Here is a 14785-nt window from a genome sequence, read left to right as displayed (position 1 = left end):
TAGTGAAGAAAAAACTTAGTTTATCTATTTTAGGGACAGGAGCTCTCTTGCTTTTGTCGGCTTGTGGACATGGTGACGTTACAAGTCAATCTAGTGGCGTTTGGGAACGTCTCATTTTAACCTTTGGTAAGGCTATTCAAGGACTCTCATTTGGAGGATCCATTGGATTAGGTATTATCATTTTTACGATTTTGATTCGTGCGGTCATGATTCCTTTGTATAACCGCCAAATTAAGTCAAGTCGTGAATTGCAAGAGCTTCAGCCAGAGTTACGTCGCTTACAGAGTGAGTATCCTGGCCGAGAGAATCGTGAGGCCCTGGCTTATGCACAACAAGAACTTTATAAAGAGCATGGTGTAAATCCTTACGCAAGTTTCCTTCCTCTCATAATTCAGTTTCCTATTTTGATGGCTCTTTATGGAGCTCTTACACGTGTGCCAGAGTTGCGAGAAGGATCCTTCTTGTGGGTTGATCTTGGTCAAAAAGATCCGTACTTCATTCTTCCGATTCTGGCGGCAGCTTTTACTTTCCTTTCAACTTGGTTGACGAATAAGGTTGCTAAAGATCGTAGTGCTATGCTTATTGTCATGAATATCATGCTTCCAATCTTTATTTTTTGGTTTGGGACACAGATTTCTTCAGGGGTAGCACTTTATTGGACAGTTTCGAATGCTTTCCAAGTCGTTCAAATTTTAGTTTTTAATAACCCATTTAAAATCATTGCTGAGCGTAACCGTTTGGAAGCAGAAGAAAAAGAACGTAAAGCTAAGATTCGTCGTGCCAAGAAAAAGGCGAATAAACGTAAATAAGGAGGCTTTTTATGGTAGTCTATTCTGGACGAACAGTTGAACAAGCTATCGAGAAAGGTTTGAGAGACCTTAATCTACCACGTATGAAGGCTCATATTAAGGTGATTTCTCGTGAGAAGAAAGGTTTTTTAGGGTTCGGAAAGAAACCTGCCCAAGTTAGCGTTGAACCAATCATTGAAGAAATAGCTCACAAAGCTGATCGCGATGTTATTAAAGTGGCCCCTGATGCTGTAAAGCAGCCGGATGATTTTGTTACAAGTTCCAAAGAAGAAACTACTGCTTTCAAGAAAGTGACAAAGCTTATTACGGTTTCAGATAATAAGGGAGAGGCACAGGAAATCTTAAAGCAACCAGTGGCTACTGAGACCTTTGGGGAAGAGGTGCCTGGTAAAATACAGGAGCAGCCAAAGGCGACAATCATTCCTTTATCTGTTAAGCACGAGTCATCAGAAGAGGATGCTACAGAACCTAAGGTTACTTCTCTTGCGCCCAAACTAGAACCTGTTGCTCAACTTCAGAATGTAGAAACTTCAGAATCAGAAGATGATTTCAGCTCTTTTGTGGCATCTGAGTTTAGTTCAGTTGAATCTTCTGAAAGCAATTTTGAAGAAGTTCAATCAGCTGCAGATGACGTTTTATCTTACCTTGAAAAAATCATCTATGAAATGGATGTTGATGCTAGTCTGGAGGTTAGTCACAATCGTCGTAATATCATTATACAGATTGAGACAAACCAGCCAGGACGTGTTATTGGCTATCACGGTAGGGTTCTTAAGTCTTTACAACTTTTAGCACAAAATTATGTGCACGACCGTCATTCTAAACGCTCTAGTGTTGTTCTTAATGTTCGTGATTATTTGGAGCAACGTACAGAGACTCTGATTGATTTAGCAGAAAAAATAGCAGCCAAAGTAAAAGAAACAGGGAGAGAGTATGTGATGGATCCAATGACCAACAGCGAACGTAAAATCATTCATAAGTATCTCTCTCAAATTGAAGGTGTAGAAAGTCACTCAGAAGGTGATGATCCTAATCGTTATGTTGTGGTGACAAAAGTATAATTAGAATAGAGTTTATTGCTTGCAAAAACTAGTCTTATTTTAAGGCAAGTTTTTTTTTGACAATGAAAAGTAGTCGCTGTCTAACAAAGTGAAAACAGGGTCAAAATGAAACGTAATACTACCAAACTAAAGGAAAAGTTAATCACAACTGGAAGCGGGAGAGATAAGAGCAAAAGGAATCGAATAACTATCTATATGGAAGGAGCTAAATAATGGAGGTCTCGATTATCTACGCATATCCAAACAACAATAGCTACAATCTCTCTATACTAGAGACTGAAAAAAAGAATTTATCACCCCCCTACAAGGCATTAGAATCTTTGATTTGTACAAAGAGAAGTTTGATCCTGTTTTACAATTCGATGCCACATATAGGAGAAGAGACATAGCTCATGATATAAATATGAAAGTCTATAGAGACTTGTAGACTTGGTGATACGGTATGGATCATTACTAGACATAATACACCCAAGATTTTTTCCTTTTGCGCAAGACTACACCAAAGTTTTAAAATATTAAATCCTAAAAACTTGTGGCATTAAACTATTCAAAGTCACTTAGCTTGCACGTGTTGAATATATGAGTGTGCAAAAGCAAAAAATAAAGCTCAAAAATATTGCAAAAATAGTTAAATCCTTATAACTAAATATTGATAGTGTGAGGAGTTAAGGAGGGTGATATATACTAGATTTTTAAAACCATTCTACTACGGTTATCGGTCTGTTCTTTTTACTAATGAATTTTCTAGTACTTCAAGCTATGGTGAAAATAATCTCTAAGTATTTCTTGACAAGAGCATGCTATTACTATAAAATAATATGGTATGTTTAGTAACTGATCAAAAATAGCCGGCTAAACGAATACGAAAATCTATTAGGAGGTATTCAACGTGAAACGTACTTATCAACCAAGTAAAATCCGTCGTCAACGTAAACACGGATTCCGTCACCGTATGTCAACTAAAAACGGACGTCGCGTTCTTGCAGCTCGTCGTCGTAAAGGACGTAAAGTTCTTGCAGCTTAAGACATTCATGAAAGCAACAGTGCTCGAGACTGTTGCTTTTTTGTTGTCTTTCGAAAACCATTAGCTGTGCTAGTGGTTTTCGAAAAGCTTTTAGCGATGTATCAAATAATCCTCCAACTAAAGTGTTTCATTAGATAAGGTTTTCCGACCATTAATTAGTATATTAAAGGAGGATTCTTGATAAGACAGAATAATAGTTTAGCACATACTACTTGGAATTGTAAGTATCATATTGTTTTCGCCCAAAAATATAGACGTCAAATAATCTATGGGAAATACAAAGCAAGTATTGGTCAAATCTTCCGATTATTATGTGAAAGAAAAGGCATTGAAATTCATGAAGCAGAAGCTTGCCCAGATCATATTTACATGTTGGTGAGTATACCACTGAAGCTAATTATCTCCTCATTTATGGGATATTTAAAGGGTAAAAGTAGCTTAATGATATTCGACCGACACGCTAATTTAAAGTATAAATATGGGAATCGCAAATTTTGGTGTCGAGGGCTTTATGTTGATACGGTTGGGCGAAATCAGAAGCGAATTGAAGCATATATTCGTAATCAATTACAAGAAGACGTGATAGCAGATCAGCTCAGTCTTTTCGAGGAATATGATCCGTTTACAGGTGAGAAGAATAAAAGAAAGTAGTCTAAAATAGACCCGCTAGTCGGGTCAGCTAGCAAAGGTGGTGCTGAAGGGAAACCATTCGGTAGGCCTTTAGGCCTCGGCTGGTAGCTTCGGATGAAATTGTTAGGTGATGAGCTTTAAAGAGTTTGAATCGACAGTTTGAAAATAGAGAGCTGACAATTCTTATAAAATTTGATACACTAATGCAGTTGTGGATAATGTCCGCTCGCTAAAAAATACTTAGGACTGTTTTTCCTAATGTAAGGAGTTTAAATGATTGATTTTCCTATTAAATATCGTCTTATAAAGAAAGAAAAATACACAGGAGCACGCCTAGGAGAAATTATAACGCCTCATGGCACTTTTCCAACACCGATGTTTATGCCTGTCGGTACCCAAGCTACTGTAAAAACGCAATCCCCTGAAGAACTAAAGCAGATGGGTTCAGGAATTATTTTGGCAAATACTTACCATCTATGGCTGAGACCTGGTGATGAGCTTATTGCTAAAGCTGGTGGACTCCATAAGTTTATGAATTGGGATCAAGCCATTCTTACAGATAGTGGAGGATTCCAGGTTTACTCATTGGCGGAAAAGCGAAACATTTCAGAGGAAGGTGTAACCTTTAAAAATCACCTTAATGGAAGTAAGATGTTTCTTTCTCCTGAAAAAGCTATTTCAGTTCAGAATAATCTCGGCTCAGATATTATGATGAGCTTTGACGAATGTCCGCAATTTTACCAGCCATATGATTATGTCAAAAAATCTATCGAACGTACGAGTCGTTGGGCAGAGCGTGGACTAAAAGCCCATCGTCGGCCACACGATCAAGGGCTTTTTGGTATTGTACAAGGAGCTGGTTTCGAAGACCTTCGCAGACAATCTTCGCATGATTTGGTTTCTATGGATTTTCCAGGGTATTCTATTGGTGGTCTTGCGGTTGGAGAAACTCATGAAGAGATGAATGCCGTACTAGATTTTACTGTACCTCTACTTCCTGAAAACAAACCGCGTTACCTTATGGGAGTAGGGGCGCCAGATAGTTTGATTGATGGTGTTATCCGTGGAGTCGATATGTACGACTGTGTTTTGCCGACAAGGATTGCTCGAAATGGGACGTGTATGACTAGCAATGGACGCCTAGTAGTTAAAAACGCTGCCTATGCAGAAGACTTTAGCCCAATTGATCCAGAGTGTGATTGTTACACATGTAAGAATTACACACGTGCATATGTGAGACACTTGTTGAAAGCAGATGAGACGTTTGGAATTCGTTTGACAAGTTATCATAATCTTTATTTCCTAGTAAATTTGATGGCCAAGGTGCGCCAAGCTATTGTTGATGACAACTTACTCGAGTTTCGTCAAGACTTTATTGAAAAATATGGGTATAATGCGAGTAACAGGAATTTTTAAATAATTTATTTAGCAGTACCGAATTTACTGCTTTTTTTCTTTCTTGAATTGTCAAATTAAGTGCATACTTTCCCCTTAGAATACTTCATAAGGTGTTTTTCAGTTAAGACATTATCGTGGCCTATTATTAAGTTTGCTTTCCTGCAGTTGAATAGTCTGATGACTTGTCTTTCCACGATGGCGGTGCTTACGAATACTGGCACGAGCACGATGACGATGAAGTGACATAGAAAAATGATGGTAGCTCATAAGACTTCCTTTCGTAACTAGTTCGTTCAATTCTATTTTACAAGAAAATCTTATGAGTTTTTATTGTGTACTTATCTCTTGTATTGTATATTTAAGTTTTTAAAACCTCTTGACAGCTATCCAAAAGGGTGCTAAGATATAAAAGTTGTCTTAAGCGATTTGTCTCTAACTCGTAAAGGTTCCAAAACTTTAAAAAAAGCTATTGACAAGTTTAAGAAGGGATGATATTATAAATAAGCTGTTTCGTGAGAGACGGCCAGCACGAAGAAGAGAAAAAAACTTCAAAAAAAGTGTTGACAAGATATTCTGTCTTTGCTAGAATATAGAAGTTGTCTCAAGAGAGGCAAAGACCTTTGAGAACTGAATAAGAAACCAAGTGCAGGGTTATGATAGAAGAAATATAACCTGTCAATTTACAAGAATAAATCGTCAGACGACGGTAATGAGTTAACGCTCGAACAATTATTAAAGTATTAATGAGAGTTTGATCCTGGCTCAGGACGAACGCTGGCGGCGTGCCTAATACATGCAAGTAGAACGCTGAAGAGAGGAGCTTGCTCTTCTTGGATGAGTTGCGAACGGGTGAGTAACGCGTAGGTAACCTGCCTTGTAGCGGGGGATAACTATTGGAAACGATAGCTAATACCGCATAACAATGGATGACACATGTCATTTATTTGAAAGGGGCAATTGCTCCACTACAAGATGGACCTGCGTTGTATTAGCTAGTAGGTGAGGTAATGGCTCACCTAGGCGACGATACATAGCCGACCTGAGAGGGTGATCGGCCACACTGGGACTGAGACACGGCCCAGACTCCTACGGGAGGCAGCAGTAGGGAATCTTCGGCAATGGGGGCAACCCTGACCGAGCAACGCCGCGTGAGTGAAGAAGGTTTTCGGATCGTAAAGCTCTGTTGTAAGTCAAGAACGGGTGTGAGAGTGGAAAGTTCACACTGTGACGGTAGCTTACCAGAAAGGGACGGCTAACTACGTGCCAGCAGCCGCGGTAATACGTAGGTCCCGAGCGTTGTCCGGATTTATTGGGCGTAAAGCGAGCGCAGGCGGTTTGATAAGTCTGAAGTTAAAGGCTGTGGCTCAACCATAGTTCGCTTTGGAAACTGTCAAACTTGAGTGCAGAAGGGGAGAGTGGAATTCCATGTGTAGCGGTGAAATGCGTAGATATATGGAGGAACACCGGTGGCGAAAGCGGCTCTCTGGTCTGTAACTGACGCTGAGGCTCGAAAGCGTGGGGAGCGAACAGGATTAGATACCCTGGTAGTCCACGCCGTAAACGATGAGTGCTAGGTGTTGGATCCTTTCCGGGATTCAGTGCCGCAGCTAACGCATTAAGCACTCCGCCTGGGGAGTACGACCGCAAGGTTGAAACTCAAAGGAATTGACGGGGGCCCGCACAAGCGGTGGAGCATGTGGTTTAATTCGAAGCAACGCGAAGAACCTTACCAGGTCTTGACATCCCGATGCTATTTCTAGAGATAGAAAGTTACTTCGGTACATCGGTGACAGGTGGTGCATGGTTGTCGTCAGCTCGTGTCGTGAGATGTTGGGTTAAGTCCCGCAACGAGCGCAACCCCTATTGTTAGTTGCCATCATTCAGTTGGGCACTCTAGCGAGACTGCCGGTAATAAACCGGAGGAAGGTGGGGATGACGTCAAATCATCATGCCCCTTATGACCTGGGCTACACACGTGCTACAATGGTTGGTACAACGAGTTGCGAGTCGGTGACGGCGAGCTAATCTCTTAAAGCCAATCTCAGTTCGGATTGTAGGCTGCAACTCGCCTACATGAAGTCGGAATCGCTAGTAATCGCGGATCAGCACGCCGCGGTGAATACGTTCCCGGGCCTTGTACACACCGCCCGTCACACCACGAGAGTTTGTAACACCCGAAGTCGGTGAGGTAACCTTTTGGAGCCAGCCGCCTAAGGTGGGACAGATGATTGGGGTGAAGTCGTAACAAGGTAGCCGTATCGGAAGGTGCGGCTGGATCACCTCCTTTCTAAGGAAAAACGGAATGTACTTGAGTTTCTTATTTAGTTTTGAGAGGTCTTGTGGGGCCTTAGCTCAGCTGGGAGAGCGCCTGCTTTGCACGCAGGAGGTCAGCGGTTCGATCCCGCTAGGCTCCATTGAATCGAAAGATTCAAGTATTGTCCATTGAAAATTGAATATCTATATCAAATTCCATATGTAAGTAATTACATATAGATAGTAACAAGAAAATAAACCGAAACGCTGTGAATATTTAATGAGTTAGGTCGAAAGGCCAAAAATAAGGTTAAGTTAATAAGGGCGCACGGTGGATGCCTTGGCACTAGAAGCCGATGAAGGACGTGACTAACGACGAAATGCTTTGGGGAGCTGTAAGTGAGCAATGATCCAGAGATGTCCGAATGGGGGAACCCGGCAGGTAATGCCTGTCACTCATTACTGTTAAGGTAATGTAGAGGAAGACGCAGTGAACTGAAACATCTAAGTAGCTGTAGGAAGAGAAAGCAAAAGCGATTGCCTTAGTAGCGGCGAGCGAAACGGCAAGAGGGCAAACCGAAGAGTTTACTCTTCGGGGTTGTAGGACTGCAACGTGGACTTAAAGATTATAGAAGAACTACCTGGGAAGGTAGGCCAAAGAGAGTAATAGCCTCGTATTCGAAATAGTCTTTATACCTAGCAGTATCCTGAGTACGGCGAGACACGAGAAATCTCGTCGGAATCTGGGAGGACCATCTCCCAACCCTAAATACTCTTTAGTGACCGATAGTGAACCAGTACCGTGAGGGAAAGGTGAAAAGCACCCCGGGAGGGGAGTGAAATAGAACCTGAAACCGTGTGCCTACAACAAGTTCGAGCCCGTTAATGGGTGAGAGCGTGCCTTTTGTAGAATGAACCGGCGAGTTACGATATGATGCGAGGTTAAGTTGAAGAGACGGAGCCGTAGGGAAACCGAGTCTTAATAGGGCGCATTAGTATCATGTCGTAGACCCGAAACCATGTGACCTACCCATGAGCAGGTTGAAGGTGAGGTAAAACTCACTGGAGGACCGAACCAGGGCACGTTGAAAAGTGCTTGGATGACTTGTGGGTAGCGGAGAAATTCCAAACGAACTTGGAGATAGCTGGTTCTCTCCGAAATAGCTTTAGGGCTAGCGTCGATGTTAAGTCTCTTGGAGGTAGAGCACTGTTTGGGTGAGGGGTCCATCCCGGATTACCAATCTCAGATAAACTCCGAATGCCAATGAGATATAATCGGCAGTCAGACTGCGAGTGCTAAGATCCGTAGTCGAAAGGGAAACAGCCCAGACCACCAGCTAAGGTCCCAAAATATATGTTAAGTGGAAAAGGATGTGGGGTTGCACAGACAACTAGGATGTTAGCTTAGAAGCAGCTATTCATTCAAAGAGTGCGTAATAGCTCACTAGTCGAGTGACCCTGCGCCGAAAATGTACCGGGGCTAAAACATATTACCGAAGCTGTGGATACCTTTATAGGTATGGTAGGAGAGCGTTCTATGTGCGAAGAAGGTGTACCGTGAGGAGTGCTGGAGCGCATAGAAGTGAGAATGCCGGTATGAGTAGCGAAAGACAGGTGAGAATCCTGTCCACCGTAAGACTAAGGTTTCCAGGGGAAGGCTCGTCCGCCCTGGGTTAGTCGGGACCTAAGGAGAGACCGAAAGGTGTATCCGATGGACAACAGGTTGATATTCCTGTACTAGAGTATATAGTGATGGAGGGACGCAGTAGGCTAACTAAACCAGACGATTGGAAGTGTCTGGCCAAGCAGTGAGGTGTGATATGAGTCAAATGCTTATATCTTTAACATTGAGCTGTGATGGGGAGCGAAGTTTAGTAGCGAAGTTAGTGATGTCACACTGCCGAGAAAAGCTTCTAGCGTTAATTATACTCTACCCGTACCGCAAACCGACACAGGTAGTCGAGGCGAGTAGCCTCAGGTGAGCGAGAGAACTCTCGTTAAGGAACTCGGCAAAATGGCCCCGTAACTTCGGGAGAAGGGGCGCTGACTGATGGTCAGCCGCAGTGAATAGGCCCAAGCAACTGTTTATCAAAAACACAGCTCTCTGCTAAATCGTAAGATGATGTATAGGGGGTGACGCCTGCCCGGTGCTGGAAGGTTAAGAGGAGTGCTTAGCGTAAGCGAAGGCATGAATTGAAGCCCCAGTAAACGGCGGCCGTAACTATAACGGTCCTAAGGTAGCGAAATTCCTTGTCGGGTAAGTTCCGACCCGCACGAAAGGCGTAATGATTTGGGCACTGTCTCAACGAGAGACTCGGTGAAATTTTAGTACCTGTGAAGATGCAGGTTACCCGCGACAGGACGGAAAGACCCCATGGAGCTTTACTGCAGTTTGATATTGAGTATCTGTACCACATGTACAGGATAGGTAGGAGCCTATGACCTCGGGACGCCAGTTTCGAGTGAGGCGTTGTTGGGATACTACCCTTGTGTTATGGCTACTCTAACCCAGATAGGTTATCCCTATCGGAGACAGTGTCTGACGGGCAGTTTGACTGGGGCGGTCGCCTCCTAAAAGGTAACGGAGGCGCCCAAAGGTTCCCTCAGAATGGTTGGAAATCATTCGCAGAGTGTAAAGGTATAAGGGAGCTTGACTGCGAGAGCTACAACTCGAGCAGGGACGAAAGTCGGGCTTAGTGATCCGGTGGTTCCGTATGGAAGGGCCATCGCTCAACGGATAAAAGCTACCCTGGGGATAACAGGCTTATCTCCCCCAAGAGTTCACATCGACGGGGAGGTTTGGCACCTCGATGTCGGCTCGTCGCATCCTGGGGCTGTAGTCGGTCCCAAGGGTTGGGCTGTTCGCCCATTAAAGCGGCACGCGAGCTGGGTTCAGAACGTCGTGAGACAGTTCGGTCCCTATCCGTCGCGGGCGTAGGAAATTTGAGAGGATCTGCTCCTAGTACGAGAGGACCAGAGTGGACTTACCGCTGGTGTACCAGTTGTTCTGCCAAGAGCATCGCTGGGTAGCTATGTAGGGAAGGGATAAACGCTGAAAGCATCTAAGTGTGAAGCCCACCTCAAGATGAGATTTCCCATGATTTTATATCAGTAAGAGCCCTGAGAGATGATCAGGTTGATAGGTTAGAAGTGGAAGTGTGGTGACACATGTAGCGGACTAATACTAATAGCTCGAGGACTTATCCAACGAAAGTAACTGAGATATATTGACAACGATTTGGTTTCTTGATACAGTATAGATATTCAATTTTGAGTTGAGAATACTCAGAGTTAAGTGACGATAGCCTAGGAGATACACCTGTTCCCATGCCGAACACAGAAGTTAAGCCCTAGTACGCCTGATGTAGTTGGGGGTTGCCCCCTGTTAGATACGGTAGTCGCTTAGCCTTTATCCGCCATAGCTCAGTTGGTAGTAGCGCATGACTGTTAATCATGATGTCGTAGGTTCGAGTCCTACTGGCGGAGTATAATTTTTTAAGCTAGACAATGTCTAGCTTTTTTGGTTTGTTTTCTTGGGCTCTTTGTCAACTGTAGTGGGTGACGAAAAGCTAACATCTAGAGAGGACCGGATAGGTCCTTTTTTTATGTATGTTCAGTGTGATGAAGACACGCTTCTTAAAGTTGATAAAGTTTCTAAAACCGAAGCCCAAACGTTTGATGTCTTTGATCAACTTATTAGTCGCTTCAAGTTTCGCGTTTGAATAGTCCGTTTCTAGTGCGTTTTTGATGTATTGCTTGTGTCTAAGAAAAGTCCTAAAGACAGTTTGAAAATAATGATTGACCTTGCTCCTATTTTCCTCTATTAGTTCAAAGAACTCATCTCTCTTCTCCTGAAAGTGAAAAAGCAAAAGCTGATAAAGTGTATAGTAGTCAGTAAGCTCTTTTGAAAAGACTAGTGTCTTCACAACAACTTCATGTGGTGCTAAAGTTTGGCGGAAAGTCTTTGAATAAAAAGAGTTGAGAGATAGTTTACGGCTGTCCTTTTGGAAGAGTCGCCAGTGATTTTTCAAGGCTCGATAGGGTAGTGACTTCTTATCGAACTGGTTCATAATTGCAATTCTTGTCTTTAAAAAGGCACGTCCAAGGTGCTGGATGATGTGGAAACGATCAAGAACGATTTTTGCGTTTGGAAAGAGCTTGCGAGCCAGTGGAATATAAGCTCCAGACATATCCATCGTGATAAACTGTACCTGTTGTCGGACTTTCAATGGATACTTCAAAAAGTAGTTTCGTATAGTAGTTTGGCGGCGATTATCAAGGATGGTTATGAGTTCGTTTGTCTCATAATTCTGCGCTACAAAAGCCAATTCCCCTTTCTTGAACCCAAACTCATCCCAGGACATAACAGCAGGGAGTTTGTCATAATGTTCCTTGAAAGTAAACTGATCAAGCTTACGATAGACAGTGGACGTCGACACGCGAAGTCTTCTTGCAATATCAGTTAGTGACACTTTCTCAGTTAGGAGTTGTGTAACTTTTTGTCGGACTAGATTGGAGATTTGGCAGTTTTTCTCAACGATAGATGTCTCAGCCACCCTTACTCTCCTACAACTTTTACACTGGAAACGACGTTTTTTCAGACGTAGTAGAGTTGGCGTTCCCGCTTGCTCGAGAAGAGGGATTTTAGAAGGCTTTTGAAAGTCGTACTTGATCATCTTTCCATGGCAATGAGGACATGATGGTGCAGGGTAATCAAATTTTGCTTGAATCTCGATATGAGTGTCAGTTTCAAAAACAAGTGAAATCTTGATATTTTGGTCTTTAATTCCGATTAATTCTGTGGTATTCTTAATAAGTCTCATAAGTTCTTCCTAATGATGGTTTGGTTGCTTTTCATTATAGTTCTTATGGGACTTTTTGTGTACACTCAAAAAGCTCTATAATCCCTACAGTAGTTTTACCCACTACAGAAATTATAGAGCCTTTTCTTGTTAATTACTAATTTTTTAGGTATTATATGAATATATTTTTTATTTGAGGTATTATTATGTCAATTTTTGCATCGGCTTTTACGCCCATTTCTGTCTCTTCGGCTAAGGAGAACATTGCTTCAGCTGAAAAATTTATTTTGTTTATTGGACGTCCTTCGTGCCCGTATTGTCAGCTTTTTGAGCCTAAATTATCAAATGTTGCACGTAAGTCTGAATTTAATATTTTTTATATTAATAGTGAAAATACTGATGAACTGGGAGAGATTCAGGCTTTACGTAAACGCTATGGTATTGCGACTGTACCTGCATTGTTTGTCTCAGAAAAAGGAGCTGCGAAGGTTGTTTGTGACTCTTCGCTCTCTGAGGAAGACATTTTAGATTTTATCTCTTAAGTTATTTATTTAGAGGTTCTTATGTTTGTTTGTAAACACGAGGGCCAGTATTATGAAACAGATCGAATGGGAATTACTCATCATTCAAATTATGTTCAATGGATGGAAAAAGGCCAGAACTTTTTTCTAAGGAATTTAGGACGGCCTTATGAAAAATTGAAGAGGAGGGTATTATTTCTCCTGTTATTTCTATTTCGTGTGAATACAAAGCTACAACAACTTTCGCAGATCAGGTTTCTATAGGGATTTCTGTTAAAAGTGTTAAACTTTCTAAACTTTCTTTTCTGTATAGAATGGTAAATCAAGATTGTATTTTAGTTTGTACAACTGTTTCAGAGCATAGTTTTTTGTCTAAAGTAGTTTTGTTAATCTAAAAAATGATTTCCCTGTATTCTTTGCTTTGTCAAAAGAACTATTAACTTTAGAATAAAAAAGAAAATCAAAATGATTTTCTTTTTTATTCTGCAAGAAGTTTTTGATAAATATTTAAATTTTCATCATCAAAGACGTTAAAAATAACTTTTTTTACAATTTCAGAGTGATCAATAAAGGATTTTACAGTTTTGATTGCGATCTCTGCTGCTTTTTGTTTTGGAAAATTGAAATCGCCAGTTGATATACATGGTATAGCAATTGATTCTATCTTGTTTTTTTCAGCTAGTGCTAATACTGAAAGATATGATTTAATCAAAAGATCTTCGTCAATTGGTGTTACTTGGTTTCCAATTTTTGGACCAACTGTATGGATAACAAAGGCAGAAGGGAGATTGTAGGCTGGGGTTATTTTAGCCATTCCTACTGGTTCTTCATATCCTTGTTCTAAGATGAGTTCGAAACAAGCCTGACGTAACTGGACACCTGCATATGTATGAATAGCATTATCAACACAATTATGGAGTGGTTTCATACATCCAAGTAAGGTCTTATTTGCTGCATTTACTATTGCATCGATCTCTAGTCTTGTAATATCACCTTTCCATAGATAGATTCTCTTATCTTGAGGAATAGACTGGAGAGAGTTGAGTTGTACAATTCCTCGTTCACCTTTTCTAACTTGTAGGTAAAGGTCTTGTATGGTCAAGAATTGTGTTGATGCTGCCATTGGTTTACGAGTATTAAAGAGTGCTCTTAGGAGTTTCTGCTTTTCTTCGAGCTCTTCTGGAACAATCAAATCATGTAATTCTAGATTTTCTTTTTTGAGTTCACCTATGAGATAGGTGATCATTGCATCTTTATCCATATTTACTCTTTTCTATTTTTTTAGTTTATTTATTATTATACTCTCAAGGTATTCTATGGGCAAGTGATGTCCATGATAGGCAATGACTAATATTTGATAAGAAATTCTTATGTATATATCAAATTCTTGCAATGGCCTTTAGAATCATATAGAATAGGTCTACAAATGTTTTATAATATCTAGGAGGATAATTAAATGACAAAAGTAGTAACAGACTCTACATTTGAACAAGAAACAGCTGAAGGACTCGTCTTGATTGATTTTTGGGCTACTTGGTGTGGGCCTTGCTTGATGCAAGCACCAATTCTTGAGCAACTTTCTGAAGAGATTTCAGAAGATGAACTAAAGATTGTGAAGATTGATGTTGATGAGAATCCAGAAACAGCACAAAAATTTGGAATTATGTCTATCCCAACTTTGTTATTCAAAAAAGATGGTGAGGTTGTTAAGCAAGTTGCAGGTGTCCATACAAAAGAACAAATTAAAGCCATCGTTTCTGAGCTTAGCTAAGTAATCATGGCCATTCCATTTAGGGAGAGTTTATTTTTTTGAACGATGAGGAGAGTCAAATGTCTTATTCATTTCAAAACCCTAGTGCTGAGGTTATAGAATCTTATTTAAAATCAGCAAAGACTATCGCAATCGTTGGTCTATCTCATCGTAAGGAGGCAGCATCTTATCAAGTTGCGCATTTCCTACAAGCTGCTGGTTATCGTATCATACCAGTAAATCCTAAACTAGAAGGTCAGGAGCTTCTAGGAGAGCATGTTTATGCTTATCTTAAGGACATCCCGTTTTCAGTAGATATTGTTGATGTTTTTAGACGCAGTGAGTATTTACCAGATGTTGCTTATGATTTTCTTGAAACGAAGGACAGAATTTTTTGGAGTCAAATCGGTCTTGAAAATGAAGAGGCAGAGACTATTCTTCGTCAATCTAATAGACAGGATATTGTAATGAATCGCTGTACAAAGATAGAATATATGCGACTCTTTGTTTAATAAAATGAAAAGATGAGTGAGCTAA

Annotated in this window: 10 protein-coding genes, 2 tRNA genes, 3 rRNA genes and 2 pseudogenes; 14 read left to right on the top strand and 3 right to left on the bottom strand. The window is 41.1% G+C overall.

Annotated features, from left to right (window positions below; genetic code table 11):
* Positions 1–2: 2 nt before the first annotated feature.
* From E3C75_RS00845 to tgt, 5 genes are all read left to right on the top strand, one after another.
* Positions 3–809, top strand: a complete 807-nt coding sequence (locus E3C75_RS00845; RefSeq protein ID WP_002953525.1) for a membrane protein insertase YidC — start codon at positions 3–5, stop codon at positions 807–809.
* Positions 810–820: 11 nt separating this feature from the next.
* Entirely contained in the window at positions 821–1870 is a 1050-nt protein-coding gene (gene jag / locus E3C75_RS00840; RefSeq protein ID WP_084829120.1) for an RNA-binding cell elongation regulator Jag/EloR, read from the top strand.
* A gap of 889 nt (positions 1871–2759) precedes the next feature.
* Positions 2760–2894, top strand: coding sequence for a 50S ribosomal protein L34 (rpmH, locus tag E3C75_RS00830; protein ID WP_002953513.1), 135 nt, complete (start codon positions 2760–2762; stop codon positions 2892–2894).
* A gap of 180 nt (positions 2895–3074) precedes the next feature.
* Positions 3075–3545, top strand: coding sequence for an IS200/IS605 family transposase (gene tnpA / locus E3C75_RS00825; protein WP_111679783.1), 471 nt, complete (start codon positions 3075–3077; stop codon positions 3543–3545).
* A gap of 252 nt (positions 3546–3797) precedes the next feature.
* Entirely contained in the window at positions 3798–4940 is a 1143-nt protein-coding gene (gene tgt / locus E3C75_RS00820; protein ID WP_084829118.1) for a tRNA guanosine(34) transglycosylase Tgt, read from the top strand.
* A 111-nt stretch (positions 4941–5051) separates the two neighbouring features.
* Here tgt and E3C75_RS11065 read toward each other — a convergent pair whose 3' ends face one another.
* On the bottom strand, positions 5052–5189 hold the full coding sequence (locus E3C75_RS11065; protein WP_014608716.1) for a hypothetical protein: 138 nt from the start codon (positions 5187–5189) through the stop codon (positions 5052–5054).
* A 472-nt stretch (positions 5190–5661) separates the two neighbouring features.
* On the opposite strand from E3C75_RS11065, the gene E3C75_RS00815 reads away from it, so the two are divergent.
* The 5 genes from E3C75_RS00815 to E3C75_RS00795 all read left to right on the top strand — a co-directional run bounded on the left by E3C75_RS00815 (position 5662) and on the right by E3C75_RS00795 (position 10661).
* A 16S ribosomal RNA gene (locus tag E3C75_RS00815) occupies positions 5662–7209 on the top strand.
* Between the two features lie 54 nt (positions 7210–7263).
* A tRNA-Ala gene (locus E3C75_RS00810) sits at positions 7264–7336 on the top strand.
* Between the two features lie 147 nt (positions 7337–7483).
* Positions 7484–10383, top strand: a 23S ribosomal RNA gene (locus E3C75_RS00805).
* A gap of 83 nt (positions 10384–10466) precedes the next feature.
* Positions 10467–10582, top strand: a 5S ribosomal RNA gene (gene rrf, locus E3C75_RS00800).
* Together the 16S, 23S and 5S rRNA genes with 2 tRNA genes alongside form the textbook arrangement of a ribosomal RNA operon.
* Before the next feature lie 5 nt (positions 10583–10587).
* Positions 10588–10661: transfer RNA gene (locus tag E3C75_RS00795), tRNA-Asn, on the top strand.
* Between the two features lie 90 nt (positions 10662–10751).
* Here E3C75_RS00795 and E3C75_RS00790 read toward each other — a convergent pair.
* Positions 10752–11998 (bottom strand): annotated as a pseudogene (locus tag E3C75_RS00790) (ISL3 family transposase).
* Between the two features lie 185 nt (positions 11999–12183).
* Here E3C75_RS00790 and E3C75_RS00785 point away from each other — a divergent pair.
* Entirely contained in the window at positions 12184–12519 is a 336-nt protein-coding gene (locus E3C75_RS00785) for a DUF6568 family protein (protein WP_002951977.1), read from the top strand.
* Between the two features lie 21 nt (positions 12520–12540).
* Positions 12541–12949: pseudogene (locus tag E3C75_RS11400) on the top strand (acyl-CoA thioesterase).
* Between the two features lie 27 nt (positions 12950–12976).
* On the opposite strand, the gene E3C75_RS00780 reads toward E3C75_RS11400, so the two are convergent.
* Positions 12977–13759 (bottom strand): protein-ADP-ribose hydrolase, encoded by a 783-nt coding sequence (locus E3C75_RS00780; RefSeq protein ID WP_011226585.1) that lies wholly within the window; start codon positions 13757–13759, stop codon positions 12977–12979.
* A gap of 195 nt (positions 13760–13954) precedes the next feature.
* On the opposite strand from E3C75_RS00780, the gene trxA reads away from it, so the two are divergent.
* A complete protein-coding gene (gene trxA, locus E3C75_RS00775; RefSeq protein ID WP_002951972.1) occupies positions 13955–14269 on the top strand; it encodes a thioredoxin in 315 nt (104 codons plus the stop codon).
* A gap of 59 nt (positions 14270–14328) precedes the next feature.
* A complete protein-coding gene (locus tag E3C75_RS00770; protein ID WP_024704319.1) occupies positions 14329–14760 on the top strand; it encodes a CoA-binding protein in 432 nt (143 codons plus the stop codon).
* The last annotated feature ends 25 nt before the right edge of the window (positions 14761–14785 follow it).

This window comes from Streptococcus thermophilus (assembly GCF_010120595.1).
In the GTDB taxonomy this organism is placed as follows: Bacteria; Bacillota; Bacilli; order Lactobacillales; family Streptococcaceae; genus Streptococcus; species Streptococcus thermophilus.
Note: the sequence above shows the minus strand (reverse complement) of the source record. Positions and strands in the feature narration are given on the sequence as shown.